18 protein-coding genes are annotated in these 15,618 nt (G+C 69.7%); 5 read left to right on the forward strand and 13 right to left on the reverse strand.

Annotated features, from left to right (window positions below):
• Window positions 1-30 precede the first annotated feature (30 nt).
• Genes ACPCHZ_RS09000 through ACPCHZ_RS09010 form a run of 3 tightly spaced genes read left to right on the forward strand, consistent with a single transcriptional unit; the run spans window position 31 to window position 1,597 of the window.
• Window positions 31-744 (forward strand): hypothetical protein, encoded by a 714-nt coding sequence (locus ACPCHZ_RS09000; RefSeq protein ID WP_423484404.1) that lies wholly within the window; start codon window positions 31-33, stop codon window positions 742-744.
• Entirely contained in the window at window positions 741-1,331 is a 591-nt protein-coding gene (locus tag ACPCHZ_RS09005; protein ID WP_423484405.1) for a cytochrome c oxidase subunit 3, read from the forward strand. The genes ACPCHZ_RS09000 and ACPCHZ_RS09005 overlap by 4 nt, the downstream gene beginning before the upstream one ends.
• Window positions 1,328-1,597, forward strand: a complete 270-nt coding sequence (locus tag ACPCHZ_RS09010) for a cytochrome C oxidase subunit IV family protein (protein WP_423484406.1) — start codon at window positions 1,328-1,330, stop codon at window positions 1,595-1,597. Before ACPCHZ_RS09005 ends, ACPCHZ_RS09010 begins: the two co-directional genes overlap by 4 nt.
• Here ACPCHZ_RS09010 and ACPCHZ_RS09015 read toward each other — a convergent pair.
• Entirely contained in the window at window positions 1,594-2,418 is an 825-nt protein-coding gene (locus ACPCHZ_RS09015) for a TIGR03621 family F420-dependent LLM class oxidoreductase (RefSeq protein WP_423484407.1), read from the reverse strand. The genes ACPCHZ_RS09010 and ACPCHZ_RS09015 overlap by 4 nt on opposite strands.
• Window positions 2,419-2,594: 176 nt before the next feature.
• Between ACPCHZ_RS09015 and ACPCHZ_RS09020 the strand changes: the two genes are divergently transcribed.
• Window positions 2,595-3,695, forward strand: a complete 1,101-nt coding sequence (locus ACPCHZ_RS09020; protein ID WP_423484408.1) for a glutamate--cysteine ligase 2 — start codon at window positions 2,595-2,597, stop codon at window positions 3,693-3,695.
• Here the strand turns inward: ACPCHZ_RS09020 and ACPCHZ_RS09025 are convergent.
• The 9 genes from ACPCHZ_RS09025 to ACPCHZ_RS09065 form a co-directional block, all read right to left on the reverse strand.
• A complete protein-coding gene (locus ACPCHZ_RS09025; RefSeq protein ID WP_423484409.1) occupies window positions 3,692-4,399 on the reverse strand; it encodes an anti-sigma factor domain-containing protein in 708 nt (235 codons plus the stop codon). The two genes, ACPCHZ_RS09020 and ACPCHZ_RS09025, sit on opposite strands and share 4 nt — an antisense overlap.
• The gene (locus tag ACPCHZ_RS09030) at window positions 4,396-4,977 is read right to left on the reverse strand and encodes a sigma-70 family RNA polymerase sigma factor (protein WP_264010763.1); all 582 of its coding nucleotides are present in this window, start codon (window positions 4,975-4,977) and stop codon (window positions 4,396-4,398) included. The genes ACPCHZ_RS09025 and ACPCHZ_RS09030 overlap by 4 nt, the downstream gene beginning before the upstream one ends.
• A complete protein-coding gene (locus tag ACPCHZ_RS09035; RefSeq protein WP_423484692.1) occupies window positions 4,974-5,762 on the reverse strand; it encodes a DUF1365 domain-containing protein in 789 nt (262 codons plus the stop codon). Before ACPCHZ_RS09035 ends, ACPCHZ_RS09030 begins: the two co-directional genes overlap by 4 nt.
• A gap of 78 nt (window positions 5,763-5,840) precedes the next feature.
• Window positions 5,841-6,911, reverse strand: coding sequence for a poly-gamma-glutamate hydrolase family protein (locus tag ACPCHZ_RS09040; RefSeq protein ID WP_423484410.1), 1,071 nt, complete (start codon window positions 6,909-6,911; stop codon window positions 5,841-5,843).
• 73 nt (window positions 6,912-6,984) lie between these two features.
• Window positions 6,985-8,211, reverse strand: a complete 1,227-nt coding sequence (locus tag ACPCHZ_RS09045; protein ID WP_423484411.1) for an Nramp family divalent metal transporter — start codon at window positions 8,209-8,211, stop codon at window positions 6,985-6,987.
• A 147-nt stretch (window positions 8,212-8,358) separates the two neighbouring features.
• The gene (locus tag ACPCHZ_RS09050) at window positions 8,359-8,613 is read right to left on the reverse strand and encodes a hypothetical protein (RefSeq protein ID WP_364975186.1); all 255 of its coding nucleotides are present in this window, start codon (window positions 8,611-8,613) and stop codon (window positions 8,359-8,361) included.
• Between the two features lie 41 nt (window positions 8,614-8,654).
• Complete coding sequence (locus ACPCHZ_RS09055) at window positions 8,655-9,725, reverse strand: diacylglycerol kinase (RefSeq protein WP_423484412.1); 1,071 nt, start codon at window positions 9,723-9,725, stop codon at window positions 8,655-8,657.
• A gap of 10 nt (window positions 9,726-9,735) precedes the next feature.
• A complete protein-coding gene (locus ACPCHZ_RS09060) occupies window positions 9,736-10,527 on the reverse strand; it encodes an SDR family oxidoreductase (protein ID WP_423484413.1) in 792 nt (263 codons plus the stop codon).
• 180 nt (window positions 10,528-10,707) lie between these two features.
• Window positions 10,708-11,679: a Ku protein gene (locus ACPCHZ_RS09065; protein ID WP_423484414.1), complete on the reverse strand. Its 972-nt coding sequence runs from the start codon at window positions 11,677-11,679 to the stop codon at window positions 10,708-10,710.
• Window positions 11,680-11,740: 61 nt separating this feature from the next.
• Between ACPCHZ_RS09065 and ACPCHZ_RS09070 the strand changes: the two genes are divergently transcribed.
• Window positions 11,741-12,232, forward strand: coding sequence for a hypothetical protein (locus tag ACPCHZ_RS09070; protein WP_423484415.1), 492 nt, complete (start codon window positions 11,741-11,743; stop codon window positions 12,230-12,232).
• Here ACPCHZ_RS09070 and ACPCHZ_RS09075 read toward each other — a convergent pair.
• From ACPCHZ_RS09075 to ACPCHZ_RS09085, 3 genes are read right to left on the reverse strand one after another with little or no spacing between them, the layout of a single operon-like run.
• A complete protein-coding gene (locus ACPCHZ_RS09075) occupies window positions 12,213-13,148 on the reverse strand; it encodes a carbohydrate kinase family protein (RefSeq protein WP_423484416.1) in 936 nt (311 codons plus the stop codon). The genes ACPCHZ_RS09070 and ACPCHZ_RS09075 overlap by 20 nt on opposite strands.
• On the reverse strand, window positions 13,145-14,557 hold the full coding sequence (locus ACPCHZ_RS09080; RefSeq protein ID WP_423484417.1) for a mannitol dehydrogenase family protein: 1,413 nt from the start codon (window positions 14,555-14,557) through the stop codon (window positions 13,145-13,147). Before ACPCHZ_RS09080 ends, ACPCHZ_RS09075 begins: the two co-directional genes overlap by 4 nt.
• Window positions 14,554-15,555, reverse strand: coding sequence for an NAD(P)-dependent alcohol dehydrogenase (locus ACPCHZ_RS09085; protein ID WP_423484693.1), 1,002 nt, complete (start codon window positions 15,553-15,555; stop codon window positions 14,554-14,556). Before ACPCHZ_RS09085 ends, ACPCHZ_RS09080 begins: the two co-directional genes overlap by 4 nt.
• Window positions 15,556-15,618 lie beyond the last annotated feature (63 nt).

Consider the following 15,618-nt stretch of genomic DNA (forward strand, 5'->3'; position numbering starts at 1 on the left):
ACGTTCGGCATCGGCCGGTAGCCTGCCGACGTGGAGCTGAGGATGCAACGCGTCGGCGCCTGGTCGGGAACAGTGATGATCCTGCTCTACGGCACCTGTTTCTCCGGGCTGGCGCGGTTGTTCCCGCCGCTGTCGCCGACGGCGTCGGCCGACGAGATCGCGGAGTTCTTCATCGACCACAAGCTGTGGATCCGCTTCGGCGTCGCGGGCGCCCTGCTCACCGCCGTCCTCGCGCTGCCCTTCCTCGCCGCACTCGTGCTGCGCATCCGCCGCGCCGAAGGCGGCTGGGGCATGCTCTCGGTCACCCAGGTGTTCGCCGCGACCATCTTCGTGCCCGCGCTGATCTTCCCGCTGATGATGTTGGCGGCGGCCGCTTTTCGGCCCGAGGACCGCCCACCCGAGATCACCCGGGCCCTCAACGACCTGTTCTGGCTGTGGTTCATCGGCATCGTCGGCACCATCGTCGTGCAGAACATCACGCTGGCGGTGGCGTCCTTCATCGACAAGGCGGACCCGCCGACCTTCCCGCGCTGGTACGGCTACCTCAACCTGTGGGTGGCCACCCTGTCGCTGCCGGGATGCCTCGTCGTGGTGTTCAACGACGGCCCGCTGGCGTGGAACGGCGTGTTCGCCTTCTACCTGCCCGGCCTGGTGCTGGTGATCTGGATCGTGGCGACGACGGTCGTCATGCTGCGGTCGATCTCGGCCGAGCAGGCCGCCGCATCGCCGGCCCTCGTGCCGTGACTGCCGCGGCTGCCGCGCCCGTCGACTCCGACGCCCGGCGCATCCCCGGCGAGGCAGGCACATGGGTCTTCCTGTTCGGCGACATGCTGGTGTTCGGCGTCTTCTTCGTCACCTTCATGGTCGCCCGCGGCCGCACACCCGAGGCCTTCGACGCCGCACGCACGACGTTGCACATCGGGGTCGGGCTCCTCAACACGCTGGTGCTGCTGACCAGTTCGCTCTGCGTCGTGGTCGCCCTCGGCGCCGTGCGTACCGGTGCCCGTTCGATCGCCACCGCCGCCGTCACCGCCGCGATCGGCTGCGGCCTCGTCTTCGCCGGCCTGAAGGTCTACGAGTACACCGCGCTGGTCTCCGCCGGCCACGGCGCCGGGGCGGGGGATTTCTACCTCTACTACTTCATCCTGACCGGCCTGCACCTGTTCCACGTGGGCCTCGGGCTGCTCGCGCTGACCTTCGTGTGGACGCAGACGCGCAGGCCCCAGTTGAGCGGCACCCGAATGGCGCTCGTCGAGGGCGGCGCCTGCTTCTGGCACCTGGTCGACCTGCTGTGGATCTTCCTGTTCGCGCTGCTGTACCTGGTGTCATGACGGTGCTGCAGCTGGTTCGCAACCGCGCGGGCGTGACGTGGCTGCTGCTGATCGCCGCCACCGTCGTCTCGTGGGCGGTCGGCGCGGAGCACGGCACCGGCTCGGCCGTCGCCGTGGTCGTGCTCGCCATCGCGGCCGTCAAGGTGCGGCTCGTCGGCCTGGACTTCATGGAACTGCGCCGCGCACCGGTGGCGTTGCGCGCGGTCTTCGAGGTCTACTGCATCGCCGTGTGGGCGGTGCTCAGCGGGCTGTACCTCTGGTACTAGCGCAGTTCCGCGATCACCTTCGCGAATGCGTCGGCGTGCGGCGCCTGCACGATGATGTAGGAGATGCCGTAGTCGTCGCGGTAGCCGCAGATGCGGTCGGCCATGTCGCGCGTCGACCCGGACAGCGTGCCGGGATGGCGCAGCAGCTGCTCGTCGGTCAGCTCGGGCAGGAAGTGTCGCGGGATCGACAGGTCGGGCAGCCCGGAGCCGTCGACCGGCATCGCCGTCACGGCGAGGTTGAGTTCCAGCTCGGCGAACCGGTCACCCGCGGCAGCCCGCACGAACGCGATCCGCTCGGCGAGCGGGTCCTCGTCGCCGGACGCCGGGCGGTCACCTCCGGTCAGCCCGATGATGTCGGCCCTGCGGGCAGCGAGGGTGAGCACCCGGTCGCCGTTGCCGGCGATGAGGATCGGCACGCTCGGCAGGTGTTCGCGCAGATATCCGGTGACGTGCGCCAGGTGGTCGACGCGTGCCCCCGCGCTCGGGTACGGCAGCTCGGCGGCCTCGAACTCCTCCCGCACGTACCCGGTGCCCAGGCCCGCCTCGAACCGCCCGCCGCTGAGGTCGTGCAGCGCCGCGACATCGCGGGCCAGCAGGGCGGGCCGGTAGAAGCCGGCGTTCAGCACGAACGTCCCCAGCCGCAGCGTGCGGGTGGCCGCCGCGGCGGCCATCAGCGCGGGGAACGGCGCCGGGGCGCCCAGATGGTCGGGAACGTGCAGCACGTCGAAGCCGAGATCCTCGGCGCGGCGCGCTGTGTCCTGCACTTTCGTCAGTGACCGGGCGGCGTGCAGACCGAGTCCGAATCGGAGATCCCGCGGCATCAGTCGATCGTAGGAGGTTGCCAGACCCGGATGTTTGACCCTCGCGGGAAGTGGGCACAAAAGATCCGCACGGTTCGCCTCACCGCGGTGCGGACCCCCACGAACCACCACCAGATCCGGCCCGTTGTGAGTACTCCGGCGGGCCGGATCAATATTTCGGAGAGACCGCAGGCCCGATGTCCAGCCACCCCACCGTTGGCGTCGAGGAGGAGTTCCTCCTCGTCGACCCGGACTCGGGCGAACCGGTCGCGTACAACCGCCGCGTCGCCGAGCTCGCCGCCGCCGACGGCGTCGACCTCCAACTCGAGCTGACCTCCTGCCAGGTCGAGACCGCCACCGAGGTGGCGAGCAGCACCGCCGATCTCCGTGAGCAGCTGACCCGGCTGCGGCGGATCGCCGGACGCTCCGCCGACGCGGCCGGCGCACGGCTGCTCGCCGTCGGGCTGCCTCCCACCGTTCCGCACCACTTCCCGATCACCGACTCACCGCGCTACCGCAAGATCGCGGACATGTTCGGGATGATCGCCCACGAACAGGGCATCTGCGGCTGCCACGTGCACGTCGCGGTGCCGACCCGCGAGGCGGCGATCAGGGTGAGCAACCGGCTGCGGCCGTGGCTGCCGCTGCTGCTGGCGCTGACCGCCAACTCGGCGGTCTACCGCAACGCCGACAGTGGGCACGCCAGCTGGCGTCAGGTGCTGTGGTCGCGCTGGCCGAGCGCCGGGCCGCCGCCGCACTTCGAGTCGGTCGACGAGTACGACGCGGTGGTGCAGATGATGCAGCACGCCGGCGCCATGCTCGACGACGGCATGGTCTATTGGGACGTCCGGCCGTCGGCGAACTTCCCGACCGTCGAGGTGCGGGTGTCCGACGTGCCCGCCACGGTGGACGAAACCGTGCTGCTGGCAGCCCTGACCCGCGCCGCGGTGATGACGGCACTCGACGACGAGCGCAGTGGTGCCGGGTTGCCGCGCATCTCCCCGCACGCCCTGGCCGCGGCGTACTGGAAGTCGGCGCGTGACGGCCTCGACGGGCAGGCCGTCGACCTGTTCGACGCGCACTCACCGGCGCCGGCCGTCGACCTGCTGCGGGCCTTCGTCGACCGGATCGCACCGGCGCTGCGCGCCGTCGGCGACGAGGACCTGGTGCGGGCCGAACTGGACCGCATCGCCGAGCAGGGCAACGGCGCCATGCGTCAGCGTGCCGCCTGGCGTAGGCGCCACGACGTGGCCGACGTCATCGACGAGGCGGCGACGGCGACGCTGTCGGGGTGTTAGACCAGCGGTAGTTCGGCGAACACGGGGGTGGTGGGCGCCTGTGAGCCCGAGCCCGGTTCGACGGTGAAGGCCAGCGCGTCCGAGTTCCCGAGATCGGGCAGCACCGCGGTGGTCGACGGCGCGACGGCCTTGGCGTCCATGGTGCCTGCGGACTCCGCACCCTCGGACCCGACCAGCCACATCTGGTAGACCGTGCCCTGCGCGGGCGGCGCGACGTTGTTCATCACCAGCACGCCGGCGTTGCGGTCGCGCGAGAACACCAGCGTCGCCGTGCCGCCGGTCGGGATCGGCCCCGACACCGTGCGCACGTCGGACGCGGCGAAAACCTGCTCGGCGGTCGACGGACTGGGCGCGGGCCGCAACGCGTAGCCGACGCCGAGTGCGCCGAGCCCGATCACCAGCACCGCGGCCGCGGCGAGCACCGCCTTCTGCCAGCGTCTCGGCCGCAGTTCGCGTACCGGGTCGTCGGCCACGACGCCGAGCACACGGTCCCGCAGCTGATCCGGCGGGTCGACCGCCGTGCCGGCCGAGAGGACCGCCATGGTCTCCCGCACGGCGCGCACCTCGTCATCGAAGGCGCGCACCACCTCCGGCGGGGCGTCGGCAAGGCGCCGCTCGACGTCGTCGAGGTCGGACTCGGGAATCGCATGCAGCGCATACGGAGTCGCGAGCTCGATCAGCTCGTGTTCCATCGGCGCGGTCATGAGACCCCCAGGCAGCGGCGCAGTCCGCGGATCGCGTCGCGCATCCGTGACTTGATGGTGGCCAGGTTCGCCGACAGCCGCTCGGAGACCTGGACGTACGTCATCCCGTCGTAGTAGGCCAGCTGGATCGCCTCGCGCTGCACCTCGGTGAGTGAGTCCAGGCAGGCGGTGACCCGGCGCCGCTCGTCGTGGTTGATCGCGGCCTCGGCGACGTGGTCGACGGGCGGCTCGACGGTGGCGGCGCCGTAGCGCGATTCGCGCACGGATCCCGCCTGTTCGGAGCGGACCCGGTCGACGGCACGGCGGTGCGCGAGGGTGAGCAGCCACGCCAGGGGAGAGCCGGCGGTCGGGTCGTAGTTACCGGCTGACCGCCAGACCTGCAGGTAGACGTCCTGCGTGGTCTCTTCGCTGTATCCGGGGTCGCGCAGCACTCGGGTGACCATGCCGAACACGCGGGAGCGGGTCTGGTCGTAGAACGTGGCGAACGCGTCGGCGTCCCGCTGTGCGACCCGACGCAGCAAATCGTCGAGGTCGGTGGTCACGAGCGGTAGCCTAACCGGACACAGCAGCAACGTCATAATAATTGCGATCTGGACTCGCGTGCGATCAGAGGCGTTGCGGGCGAATCAGTTTCATGCGTCACCGGGCAGCCTTCGGCATGTCGCGGCACCACCGGCACCCGCCGCAGCCACAGCAGGGCGCCCTGCACCTTCATGCTCCAACGCCCCATCAGCGGCGCCACGGGCGCCGTCAGCTGCATCCGCAGCACCTGCCCGGCGCCCGCGGAGCGCCGCGTGCCGCGCAGGGTGGCCACGAAGGCCGGGTGCTGGTCGCGGTGCAGGGAGATCGACACGTCGACGGCGTCGGCCGGGCGCGGTGCGCGCACCAGGTAGTAGCCGTCGACCCCGTTGAACGCCGAGGCGTAGATCCGCTTGCGCACCATGACGGGCTGCTCGCCCGAGGGCGGCAGCAGGTAGGCGTGCCGCTCGCCGTGGGTGTTGTGCACCTCGGCGATGACGTGGCGCAGGGTGCCGTCGGCGTCGTGGCACCAGTACAGCGACAGCGGGTTGTACACGTAGCCGAGCACCCGGGCCTGCAGCAGCGCGGTGATGCGGCCGCCGCGCAGGTCGATGTCGCGCTCGGCCAGGAACCTGTCGATGCGGTGCCGCAGTGACTCGTTGGGGCCGCCGGTGAAATGGTCCTCGGCCTCGAACCGGGCGAACGGCCGCAGCCAGCGCGGCAGCCGCGGCAGGTCGTCGACGTCGACGTACCAGGAGTAACCACTGTTCTCGAAGTAGTGGTGCACCGGTGAACGGCGCAGATGCGTCACCCGGGTCCGGTACAGCGCAGGGGCCTGCGCGATGCATGAACTTTCCACACCCGGTATTCGGAGTCGCTGCGCGCCCGGATGGCCGCGGGACTCGATGTGATCGGCGGGTCGCTACGGTGTGGGCGGCCGCCAGGTCCTGGCGGCCGCGACGAGCCCCTGCACCAGCGCCGATGTCGCCGGCGACAGGCCGTCGTCGGCCGGCAGCGGGCTGCGGGGACCGAGGCCCCGCACCCGCGGTGTCAGTTCGAGCTGGGTTCCGCCGCCCCGCACCCTGTTGACCGGGTTGTCCGGGTGCAGCCCCCGGAGCTCCCGCGGGATCGCGTCGAGATCGGTGACGACCTGGTAGCCGGGCACCTCGACGTGTTGGGCCAGATGCCCGGCCAGCGCGCGGTTGAGCCCACCGGCCAGCAACTGCGTGCTGCGGCCGATGCGGCCGTATCCGTGCAGCGACACCGCGACCTCGACATGGTCGAGGAACTCGGCGAGGCGCGGGGACTGCGCGGCGAGGTAGCGCGCGGACGGCAGGTGGTGCGGGTAGTTGTCGGGGTGGCGCACCACGTACACCGACGCGCCTGCCGCCTCGGCGGCGCGCTCGGCGATGACGTCGGTCATCTGCTCCAGACCGCCGCCGTGGATGGCGAGGAAGCCGAAGCGGGATCGCAGGGTGCTGTCCTCGACGACGGCGCGGTCGGCGAGCAGCTCGGAAAGTGACTGCGGTCCTTCGTCTTTCGCCGAGCCCGCACGGCTCGGCCAGTGCGCCGGGTCCCACCGGCGGAGGAACTCGACCCAGCGGTGCGGCAGACCGTGATGCTCGGCGCCGTCGATGATGCGCTCGAGGTACCCGGGCCTCGGGGGGCCGGGCTCGACCCGATGGTCGATGTAGACCCACGCCTCGGCAGGCCCGTCGTCGGTGTGCACCGTCATCCGGTCGCGTCGGTACCGCACGGGGACACCCTCGGCACTGTCCAGCGTGGCCAGGTCGTGGTCGGTGAGCCGCCACAGCACACCGTGCACCTCTGAGCCGTCGAACGGTTCGACCGTGGCCACGCCGCGTTGGTTGATCAGCCAGTCGTGGTCGGCCAGTGTCGCCGGCCGCGGGTCCACGGCGCCCGGGCATCGCTGCGCCATCTGCCGCACGCACAGGTTGGACCCGTACGCGAAGTAGGTGTGCGCCGGACGCATCAGCCCGTGACGCTGGAATAGATGAGCACTGATTCAAGACTTTACCGCGCGGACGGCCGATCGCCGTCCGAGCTCAGCCTCTGACGGTCAGGTAGATCAGCACCACGTTGAGCACGCTGATCAGCACTGCGACCAGCCAGCCGAGCGCGGTGGTCACCCGGTGGTTGGCGTCGTCGCCCATCAGCGTCCGATTCGCGGTCAGCCGGATCAGCGGGATCAGCGCGAACGGGATGCCGAACGACAGCACCACCTGAGACACCACCAGGGCGCGGCTGGGGTCGATCCCGATCGCCAGGATGGCGAGTGCCGGGACGAGGGTGACCAGCCGGCGCAGCAGCAACGGATAGGAGCGCCGCAGCAGGCCCTGCATGATCATCGCGCCCGCGTAGGCGCCGACCGAGGTCGACGCCAGGCCGGAGGCGAGCAACCCGACCGCGAAGAACAGCGCGACCGTGTGGCCGAGCGAGTTCTGCACGGCGGCGTAGGCGCCTTCGATCGAGTCGGTGTTCTCCATGCCCTGCAGGTTGGTGGCCGCGACCAGCAGCATGGCGAGGTTCACCGCGCCCGCCACGAGCATCGCCAGGGCGACGTCGACACGGGTGATGCGCAGCAGTCGGCGGCGCGGTGCGCCGGGATCGGGGCAGCCGTGCCGGTCGCGGGCCAGACCGGAGTGCAGGTACACCGCGTGCGGCATCACCGTCGCGCCCAGCATCGCGGTGGCCAGCAGCACGCTCTCGGCGCCGTCGAAGCGCGGGATCAGGCCGCCCGCAACGTCGCTGGCGGCGGGGGCCTCGACGAACAGGCTGGTGAGGAATCCGATCGCGATGACCAGCAGCAGACCGCTGATGACCCGCTCGAACACCTGCTGACTGCGGCGGTTCTGCAACGCCAGCAGCAGCAGTGACACCAGGCCGGTGATCACGCCGCCCACCACCAAGGGCAGGTCGAACAACAGGTAGAGGGCGATCGCGCCGCCCACCACCTCGGCGAGATCCGTGGCCATCGCCACGAGTTCGGCCTGCAGCCAGTACGCGATGCGGGTAGGGGTGCGGGTGTGATCGGCCACCGCCTCGGGCAGCGTCCGGCCGGTGACGAGTCCCAGTTTCGCCGACAGGTACTGCACCAGGCCCGCCATGACGTTGGCGAGCAGGATCACCCAGACCAGCAGGAATCCGTACTGTGCGCCCGCGCTGACGTTGGCGGCGACATTGCCCGGGTCGACGTAGGCGATGGCGGCCACGAAGGCAGGACCGAGCAGCAGGAAACCCGGTTTCAGCGGCGGGGCGGCGTCTCGAAGCACCAACGAACCTCTTCTCTATCCGGCGATGCGAATAGAAAAGTTAGGTTAACCGAAACCTAGCCGTCAAGCCGGGCATCCGCATTGCTCGAATGCCCGTTACCCCGACCGGCGGCGTTCACGCCGCGCGGCCGGTGACGGTTCGCGCGGCTACCAGCCGCCGATCATCATGGCCGGGCCGTAGTACTCGTCGGACCACGGGTAGGCGTAGACCGGCGGCGTGGCGTTGAGCTGTGCGTTACCCGGTGACTCGCACAGGGTCGACGAGCCACCAAGAGCCGCTGAGCCACCGGTGTTCTCGCACTGCATGCCGGGCGCGGCACCTGCGGCCGGCGCGGCCAGGATGGCCACGGCGGCACCGCCTGCGGCGAGCAGCGGTGTGAGATAGCGGAGGGTGGTCCTCATGTGCGCGCTCTTTCTTTTCGGTGATCCCCGAGTTCGTTCAGTCAGCGTACAGCGGTTTTCCAGGTACTGAGGGGCAAGTCGAGCGTCGTCCTGATGCCGGGGGCGGCGGCCACCACGTCGGGGATCGCGTTGACGATCCGGGCGGCCGTGGCGACCAGACCGGCGTGGTTGTGGTCGCCGTTCGGGCTGCTCAGACAGAGGTCCAGCGCATAGGTCGGCTCGCCGGTGACCTCGATGCGATAGGACCCGCCCTCCTGCGCCGGCTGTGGCCATTCGGGGCAGAGGTCGTCGCGCAGCCGGGTGACGTGTTCGAGCACGACGACCACCTCACCGTCCTTCACGCCACGCACCTCGAAGCGCAACGCGGCTGCGGTGCCCTTCGCGATGTGACCGGAGGCGATGTCGAAATCGTCCGGTGCGGGCACCCGTTCGTAGGTCTCGGTGACCTCGTCGAGTTCGATGCCGAGGCCCGCGGCGAGCTGCCGGATGACCGAACCCCACGCCAGGCTGAGCACCCCGGGCTGCAGCAGCATCGGGAGGTCGTCGAGCGCCTTGCCGAAGCCCATCACGTCGAACATCACCGTGGCGCTGTCGTAGGTGTCGTAGTTGATGATCTCCATGCAACGGACCTGCTCGATGCTCTGGCAGGTGCCGGCCAGCGCGAGGGGAAGCAGGTCGTTGGCGAAGCCGGGATCGATGCCGTTGACGAACAGGCTCGAGCCGCCCTCGCGGGTGGCCGTCTCGATCGGGTCGACGAGCTCGGGCGGCAACACCTGCCACGGGTATTGGAGGAACACCGGGCCGCTGCCGACGACGTTCACACCGGCGGACAGGATGCGCCGGTAGTCCTCCAGCGCCTCGGGCAGCCGGTTGTCCGCCATCGCGGTGTACACCGCGCAATCCGGCTTCCCGGCGAGGATCTCGTCGAGGTCGTTCGTGGTGATCACACCGGTGGCGTCGGGCAGTCCGACCAGCTCGGCGGCATCCCTGCCGGCCTTCGCCTCAGACGACACCCACACGCCCGCCAGCTCGAACCGCGGATCGTTGATCAGCTGTGTGAGTGCATGGCCGCCGACGTTGCCGGTGCCGATCTGCGCGACTCTGATGGTCATGGGCGTGTCCTCACAGATCGGGGATGGGCAGGTCGAGATTCGGAAAGGTGAGGCCGCCGTCGACCTCGAGCGTCGTGCCGGTCAGGAAGCTGCCCGCAGGCGATGCGAGGTACACCGCGGCCGCCGCGATGTCCTGCGGGTCACCGAGTCTGCGCATCGGGGTGGCCTTCTCCATCGGCTGACGCAGGTCGTCGTTCGAGGCGACGATGTCCAGCGCGGAGGTGAGGATCGACCCGGGCGCGATCGCGTTGACGCGGATGCGCGGGCACAGGTCGAGAGCGCTCAGCCGGGTGTAGTGCGCCAGCGCCGCCTTCGCGGTGCCGTACGCGGCGAAGCCACGGCCGGCCAGCCGGCTCATCGTCGAGGTGATGTTGATGATGCTGCCGCCGCCGGAGTGTTCGAGCATCAGCGGGGCGGCGGCCGCGGTGAGCGCATGGGCGGTGGCGACGTTGAACGTGAACGCATCCCGCAGGTCCTTGGTGGAGGTGCTCAGCAGCGCGTTGGGCATGGTGCCGCCGACGTTGTTCACGACGATGTCTAGTTTGCCGAAGGCCTCGACCGCGGCCTGGGCGAGCTCGGCGGTGGCCTCGGGCCGGGCGAGGTCGGCGACGACGACGTGGGCGCGTCGACCGGTCGCGGCGATCTGCTCCGCCACCTCCTCGAGTTGACTCTGCGTGCGGGCCGCGATCACCACGTCCGCACCGGCTTCCGCGAAGGCCACCGCCATCGCGGCGCCCAGTCCGCGACCGGCTCCGGTCACCACCGCCACCCGGTCGTCGAGCCGGAATCTGTCCAGGATCACGTCGTCTCCACTTCTGTCGCCGGGCGACACCGTAACAAGGCGACGGACGCTTGGTGGCCGATTTCTGGAACACGTTCTAGTCCGACGGCGGCACCATTGCGGTCGGTGACTCGCGAGTGTGAAACACGGGCGGAGAATCGTCCCGAATTCCGCCCACGTTTCACAACCGCGGGCGCGGGACTACTTCTTGGCGGCGGCCTTCTTGGCCGGAGTCTTCTTCGCGGCCTTCTTGGCGGGTGCCTTCTTCGCCGCCGCCTTCTTCGCGGCCGCCTTCTTGGCCGGCTTGTCGCCGTCGTCGGACTTGCCGTCGTCGTCAGACTTGCCGTCGTCGTCGGACTTGCCGTCGTCGTCGGACTTGCCGCCGCGGCGCGCCTTCACGCTCGCCTCCAGCCTGGCCAACAGGTCGGACACGTCTTCGGTCTCGTCGAGTTCGGTCGGCTGCTCCTCGACCGCGAACGCCTCGCCGCCCTCGAGCTTGGCCTGTACCAGTTCGTGCAGCTGGGCCTGATAGTCGTCGTGATAGCGGTCCGGGTTGAAGTCGTCGGTCATCGACTCGACCACCTGGCCGGCCATCTTCAACTCGGCCGGCTTGATGTCGACCTCTTTGTCGAGCACCGGAAAGTCGGGGTCGCGGATCTCGTCGGGCCACAGCAGCGTATGGATCACCATCACGTCGCGCTTGCTGAAGTCCTTGACGCGCAGGGCCGCAAGCCGCGTCTTGTTGCGCAGCGCGAAGTGCACGATGGCGACGCGGTCCGTCTCGGCCAGCGTCTTGGCCAGCAGCACATAGGATTTCGACGACTTGCCCTCGGGCTCCAGGAAGTAACTGCGGTCATACATCAGCGGGTCGAGATCGGCGGCCGGGACGAACTCGAGCACCTCGATCTCGCGGCTGCGCTCCTCGGGCAGGGTCGCGATGTCCTCGTCGGTGATGATGACCATCTGGCCGTCGTCGGATTCAAAGGCCTTGGCGATGTCGCGGAACTCCACCACCTCACCGCAGACCTCGCAGACCCGCTTGTACCGGATCCGGCCGTTGTCCTTCTCGTGGACCTGGTGGAACTTGATGTCGTGGTCTTCGGTCGCGCTGTAGACCTTGACCGGCACGTTCACCAGGCCGAAGGCGATCGATCCCTTCCAGATGGAACGCATGGTTGCCAGTATGGCCGCAAATCGGCGGGAAAAGGCGATGGGCCTGGCTTAAGGTGCGTTCGTGGCGGGACGCTCCCACGTCGTCGATCCCGACGGCGTCACCTGGACGGTGAGACGACGGTGGTTGCCGTGGCGGCGCGCGATGGCACTGCGCGAACTGTGGCACACGGAGTCGAAAGAGGGCGAGACGCCCGAAACGCCTGCGGAGGCCGAGGAGTCGAAGGAACCGGCGAATCCCGTCGGCAAGGTGCTGTTCTGGGTGCTGGGGATCATCATCTGGGCGGTCATCGGGATCGGCAAGCTGCTGTTCATCGTGGTCGCGGTGGTGCTGACGGTGACGGTCTCGGTGCTCGACATGCTGGTGCAGGTGATCGTGCTGCCGATCGCGCTTGCCGCAAGGTCGATCGGGATCTCGCGCTGGCCGGTGCAGATCAACCGGGAGAAGCTCCATCACCGCACGGAGAGCGCCGCCGGATTCGATGCCGCCGGCGAACTCGTCGACCGGCTGGCGGCTCAGATCCGCGCCGGGGAGTTCACTGCCCAGGCGAGTTGAGCGCCGCGTCGCGGGTCGCGCGGTCGGGTAGGTCGGCGCCCGCCTTCGCGACGGTCAGCTCCGAGGACAGCGCCGCCGTCTGCAGCATGGTGTGCAGCGCCTCGAGGCTGATGCGGCGCAATTCCTGACGCCGGTCCGCGCCGAGCAGGCCGAGCGTCCACAGCGCGTCGATCATGCCCGCCATGAATGCATCGCCCGCGCCCACGGTGTCGACCACCTGCACCGGCCGCGCGGCGACACGCGCCGTACCCGCCTCACACATCGCGAAGGCCCCGCGGCCACCCATCGTCACCGCCACCACCGACGGGCCGAGGCTCAACCAGGTGCGGGCGATCTGCTTGGGCGTGCGATCCGGATCCAGCCAGTGCAGGTCCTCGTCGCTGACCTTGACGACGTCGCAACGCTCCACCAGTCGGTCGATGCGACTGCGCGCCGTGGCGTCGTCGTCGATCAACGACGGCCGCACGTTCGGGTCGAATGTGAGCGTCGCCGAGAGGTGGTAGGCGTCCAGCAGCGCCACGGCGGCGCGACAGCCCGGCTCCAGCACGGTGGCGATCGAGCCGGTGTGCGCGACGAGCGGCGGCGCGACCTCCGGCGTGCCGGACAGCTGCCAGTCGATGTCGAACTCGTACTTCGCCTGGCCGTCGGCGTCCAACGTGGCCAGCGCCGTCGGGGTGTGCGACGCGGTCATGCTGCCGGTGACCAGGGACGCCCCCGCGCGTTCGACGTGCTCGACGATGCGGCGGCCGCGGTCGTCATCGGCGATGTGGGTGAGGAAGTCGACGTCGCGGCCCAGCAGTGCGAGGCCGACGGCCACGTTCAGCGGGCTGCCGCCGACGTGTTCGCCCTCGATGACGCCGTCGCGTTCGACGATGTCGATCAGCGCCTCGCCGATCACCAGCGCGCGTTCGGTCATGGCGAGCTCACCAGCCTCTCCAGCGTGGCCCGCGCCCCGTCGCGGTGCAGTGACTCGAGTGCCCAGGTGTAGGCCTCGGCGAAGCGTGACTGCTCGGCGAGGTCGCCGAAGAGGTCGGTGTACTCGATGAAGGACAGCGGGTTGTCGTGCTGCGCCTTGGCCAGCGGCATCAGCGTCCCGGCGCGCTGATCCTGGACGTCGATCGGTTCGCCCTGTTCGTCGACGCCTTCGGCGTAGCGGGCCCAGCTCGCCACCACCGCCGCTGACAGCCGGACCGGCGCACCGCTTTTCAGGTTCTCCCGGATCACCGGCAGCAGCCACTGAGGGATGCGGTCCGACGAGCCGAAGCACAGCCGTGCGACGGTGTCCCGCACGCCGGGATTGGCGAAGCGTTCGATCAGGGTCCGTTTGTAGTCGGGCAGGTCGATCCCCGGCACCGGCTTCAGCGTCGGGGTGGCCTCGGAATCCATGTACTGGCGCAGGAACTCGGCGATCAGCGGGTCGCCCGCGGCGTCGTGCACCAGCCGGTAGCCGGATAGGTAGGCGAAGTAGCACAGCGCCTGGTGGCCGGCGTTGAGCAGCCGCAGCTTCATCAGTTCGTAGGGGGTCACGTCGTCGACCAGCAGCACGTCGACGTCCTCGAACGGCGGCCTGCCGTCGGAGAACGAGTCCTCCAGCACCCACGACGTGAACGGCTCGGCGACCACCGGCCATTCGTCGTCGACGCCGAATTCATCTGCGACGGTGGCGATCACCTCCGGCGTGGTGACCGGGGTGATGCGGTCGACCATCGAGTTGGGGAAGCGGGTGTGCTCGGTGATCCACTCGGACAGTCCGGGATGCACACGGTCGGCGTATGTGGTGAACGCCGACCGTGCGACGTCGCCGTTGCCCTCGATGTTGTCGCACGACACGATGGTCGGCGACGCCACGCCCCGGTCGCGGCGCCGCGCCAGCGCCTCGGCGACCAGGCCGAACACGTTGACCTCGGGCAGCGAGTCGAGCTGGTAGCCGCCCTCGGTGATCGTCAGCGAGATGATGCGGGTGGTGGGCGCGGCGAGGAGTTCGACGACGCCCTCGGGATCGTCGGGCGCGAATCGGTAGTCGACGATCGAGCCGATCACCCGGGCCTCGCGGGTGCCGTCGGGTTTCTCGAGCAGCAGGGTGTAGAGGCCGTCCTGGGCGGCCATCACGTCGGCCATCCTGCGGTCCCCGGGCAGGATGCCGACGCCGCAGATCGCCCACTGAGATGCGGCGCCGTCGCCGAGCAGGCGGTCGACGTACATCGCCTGGTGGGCCCGGTGGAATCCGCCGACGCCGAAGTGCACGATGCCGACAGTCGTTGCCGCGCGGTCGTACTCGGGCTTGGGGATCCCGAGCTGCGCCAGTGTGGACGCGTTGAGGTTCATGACACCGTCACCACTGCCTTGACGCTACCCGGCGTGCGGTCGGAGTCCAGTGCTTCGGCGGCCCGTTCCAGCGGGAAGCGGGCGGTCACCATCGCGTCGAGGTCGACGCGCTTGGACTCGATCAGCGCGATCGCGGTCGGCCAGGTGTTCGCGTAGCGGAACACGCCCGTCAGCATCAGCTCACGGTTCTGGATCACCTGCGTCGGCAGCTCCATCGTCTCGGCGCCCGATCCGACGAGCACGACGGTGCCTGCCGGCCGCACCGCGCGGATACCGGCCGTCACCGCCGAGGGCGCGCCGGAGGCGTCGATGAACGCGTCGACACCGAGATCGCCGATCGACCCGGCCGTCGGGTCGACCGCCGCGGTCGCGCCGAAGCCCAGCACCTGCCGCCGCCGCGCCTCGTCGGGATCGCTCACCACGATCTCGGTGGCGCCGTAGGCGCTGCAGATCTGCGAGATGACGACGCCGATGGGGCCTGCGCCGGCGATGAGCACCCGGGAACCGCCGGTCACCGCGGCCTTGCGGACCGCGGCGATGCCCACCGACAGCGGCTCGCACAACGCGGCGGCGTCATCGGAGACGGTGTCGGGCACCGGGTGGGCGAAGGCGGCGCCGATGGTGACGTAGTCGCAGAACGCGCCGTCGATCGGCGGCGTCGCATAGAACTGCATGTGCGGGCACAGGTTGTAGTGGCCGCTGCGGGTCTCCACGGTGTCGGGGTCGGGCCGCTGCGGCTCGATCGACACGCGCTGCCCGATCCGTGCCGGGTCCACCCCGTCGCCGACGCCGACGATCGTGCCCGCCGCCTCGTGGCCCAGCACCAGCGGCGATTCGACGACGAACGAACCCACCCGTCCGTGCCGGTAGTAGTGCGTGTCCGATCCGCAGACCCCGACTGACGAGACCCGGACCAGCACGTCACCGGCCTGCGGTGTGGGTACCGGCCGCTCCTGCATCGCGATGGTCCCGGGTTCGATCAGCACGGCGGCCCGCATCCGCTGGTCCGGGGAAAGTGTTGTCTGCGTCACACTCAACATGTTAACGTGATGAGCATCTAC

The sequence above is a fragment of the Mycobacterium sp. NPDC050041 genome (assembly GCF_049541695.1).
Lineage (GTDB): Bacteria > Actinomycetota > Actinomycetes > Mycobacteriales > Mycobacteriaceae > Mycobacterium.

Bases quoted from the DNA above. Each gene is read 5' to 3' on its own strand.
- ACPCHZ_RS09010 (WP_423484406.1), top strand. From the start codon at position 1,328: ATGACGGTGCTGCAGCTGGTTCGCAACCGCGCGGGCGTGACGTGGCTG.
- ACPCHZ_RS09015 (WP_423484407.1), bottom strand. From the start codon at position 2,418: ATGCCGCGGGATCTCCGATTCGGACTCGGTCTGCACGCCGCCCGGTCA.
- ACPCHZ_RS09020 (WP_423484408.1), top strand. From the start codon at position 2,595: ATGTCCAGCCACCCCACCGTTGGCGTCGAGGAGGAGTTCCTCCTCGTC.
- ACPCHZ_RS09025 (WP_423484409.1), bottom strand. From the start codon at position 4,399: ATGACCGCGCCGATGGAACACGAGCTGATCGAGCTCGCGACTCCGTAT.
- ACPCHZ_RS09030 (WP_264010763.1), bottom strand. From the start codon at position 4,977: ATGACGTTGCTGCTGTGTCCGGTTAGGCTACCGCTCGTGACCACCGAC.
- ACPCHZ_RS09040 (WP_423484410.1), bottom strand. From the start codon at position 6,911: ATGCGTCCGGCGCACACCTACTTCGCGTACGGGTCCAACCTGTGCGTG.
- ACPCHZ_RS09050 (WP_364975186.1), bottom strand. From the start codon at position 8,613: ATGAGGACCACCCTCCGCTATCTCACACCGCTGCTCGCCGCAGGCGGT.
- ACPCHZ_RS09055 (WP_423484412.1), bottom strand. From the start codon at position 9,725: ATGACCATCAGAGTCGCGCAGATCGGCACCGGCAACGTCGGCGGCCAT.
- ACPCHZ_RS09065 (WP_423484414.1), bottom strand. From the start codon at position 11,679: ATGCGTTCCATCTGGAAGGGATCGATCGCCTTCGGCCTGGTGAACGTG.
- ACPCHZ_RS09075 (WP_423484416.1), bottom strand. From the start codon at position 13,148: ATGACCGAACGCGCGCTGGTGATCGGCGAGGCGCTGATCGACATCGTC.
- ACPCHZ_RS09080 (WP_423484417.1), bottom strand. From the start codon at position 14,557: ATGAACCTCAACGCGTCCACACTGGCGCAGCTCGGGATCCCCAAGCCC.
- ACPCHZ_RS09085 (WP_423484693.1), bottom strand. From the start codon at position 15,555: ATGCGGGCCGCCGTGCTGATCGAACCCGGGACCATCGCGATGCAGGAG.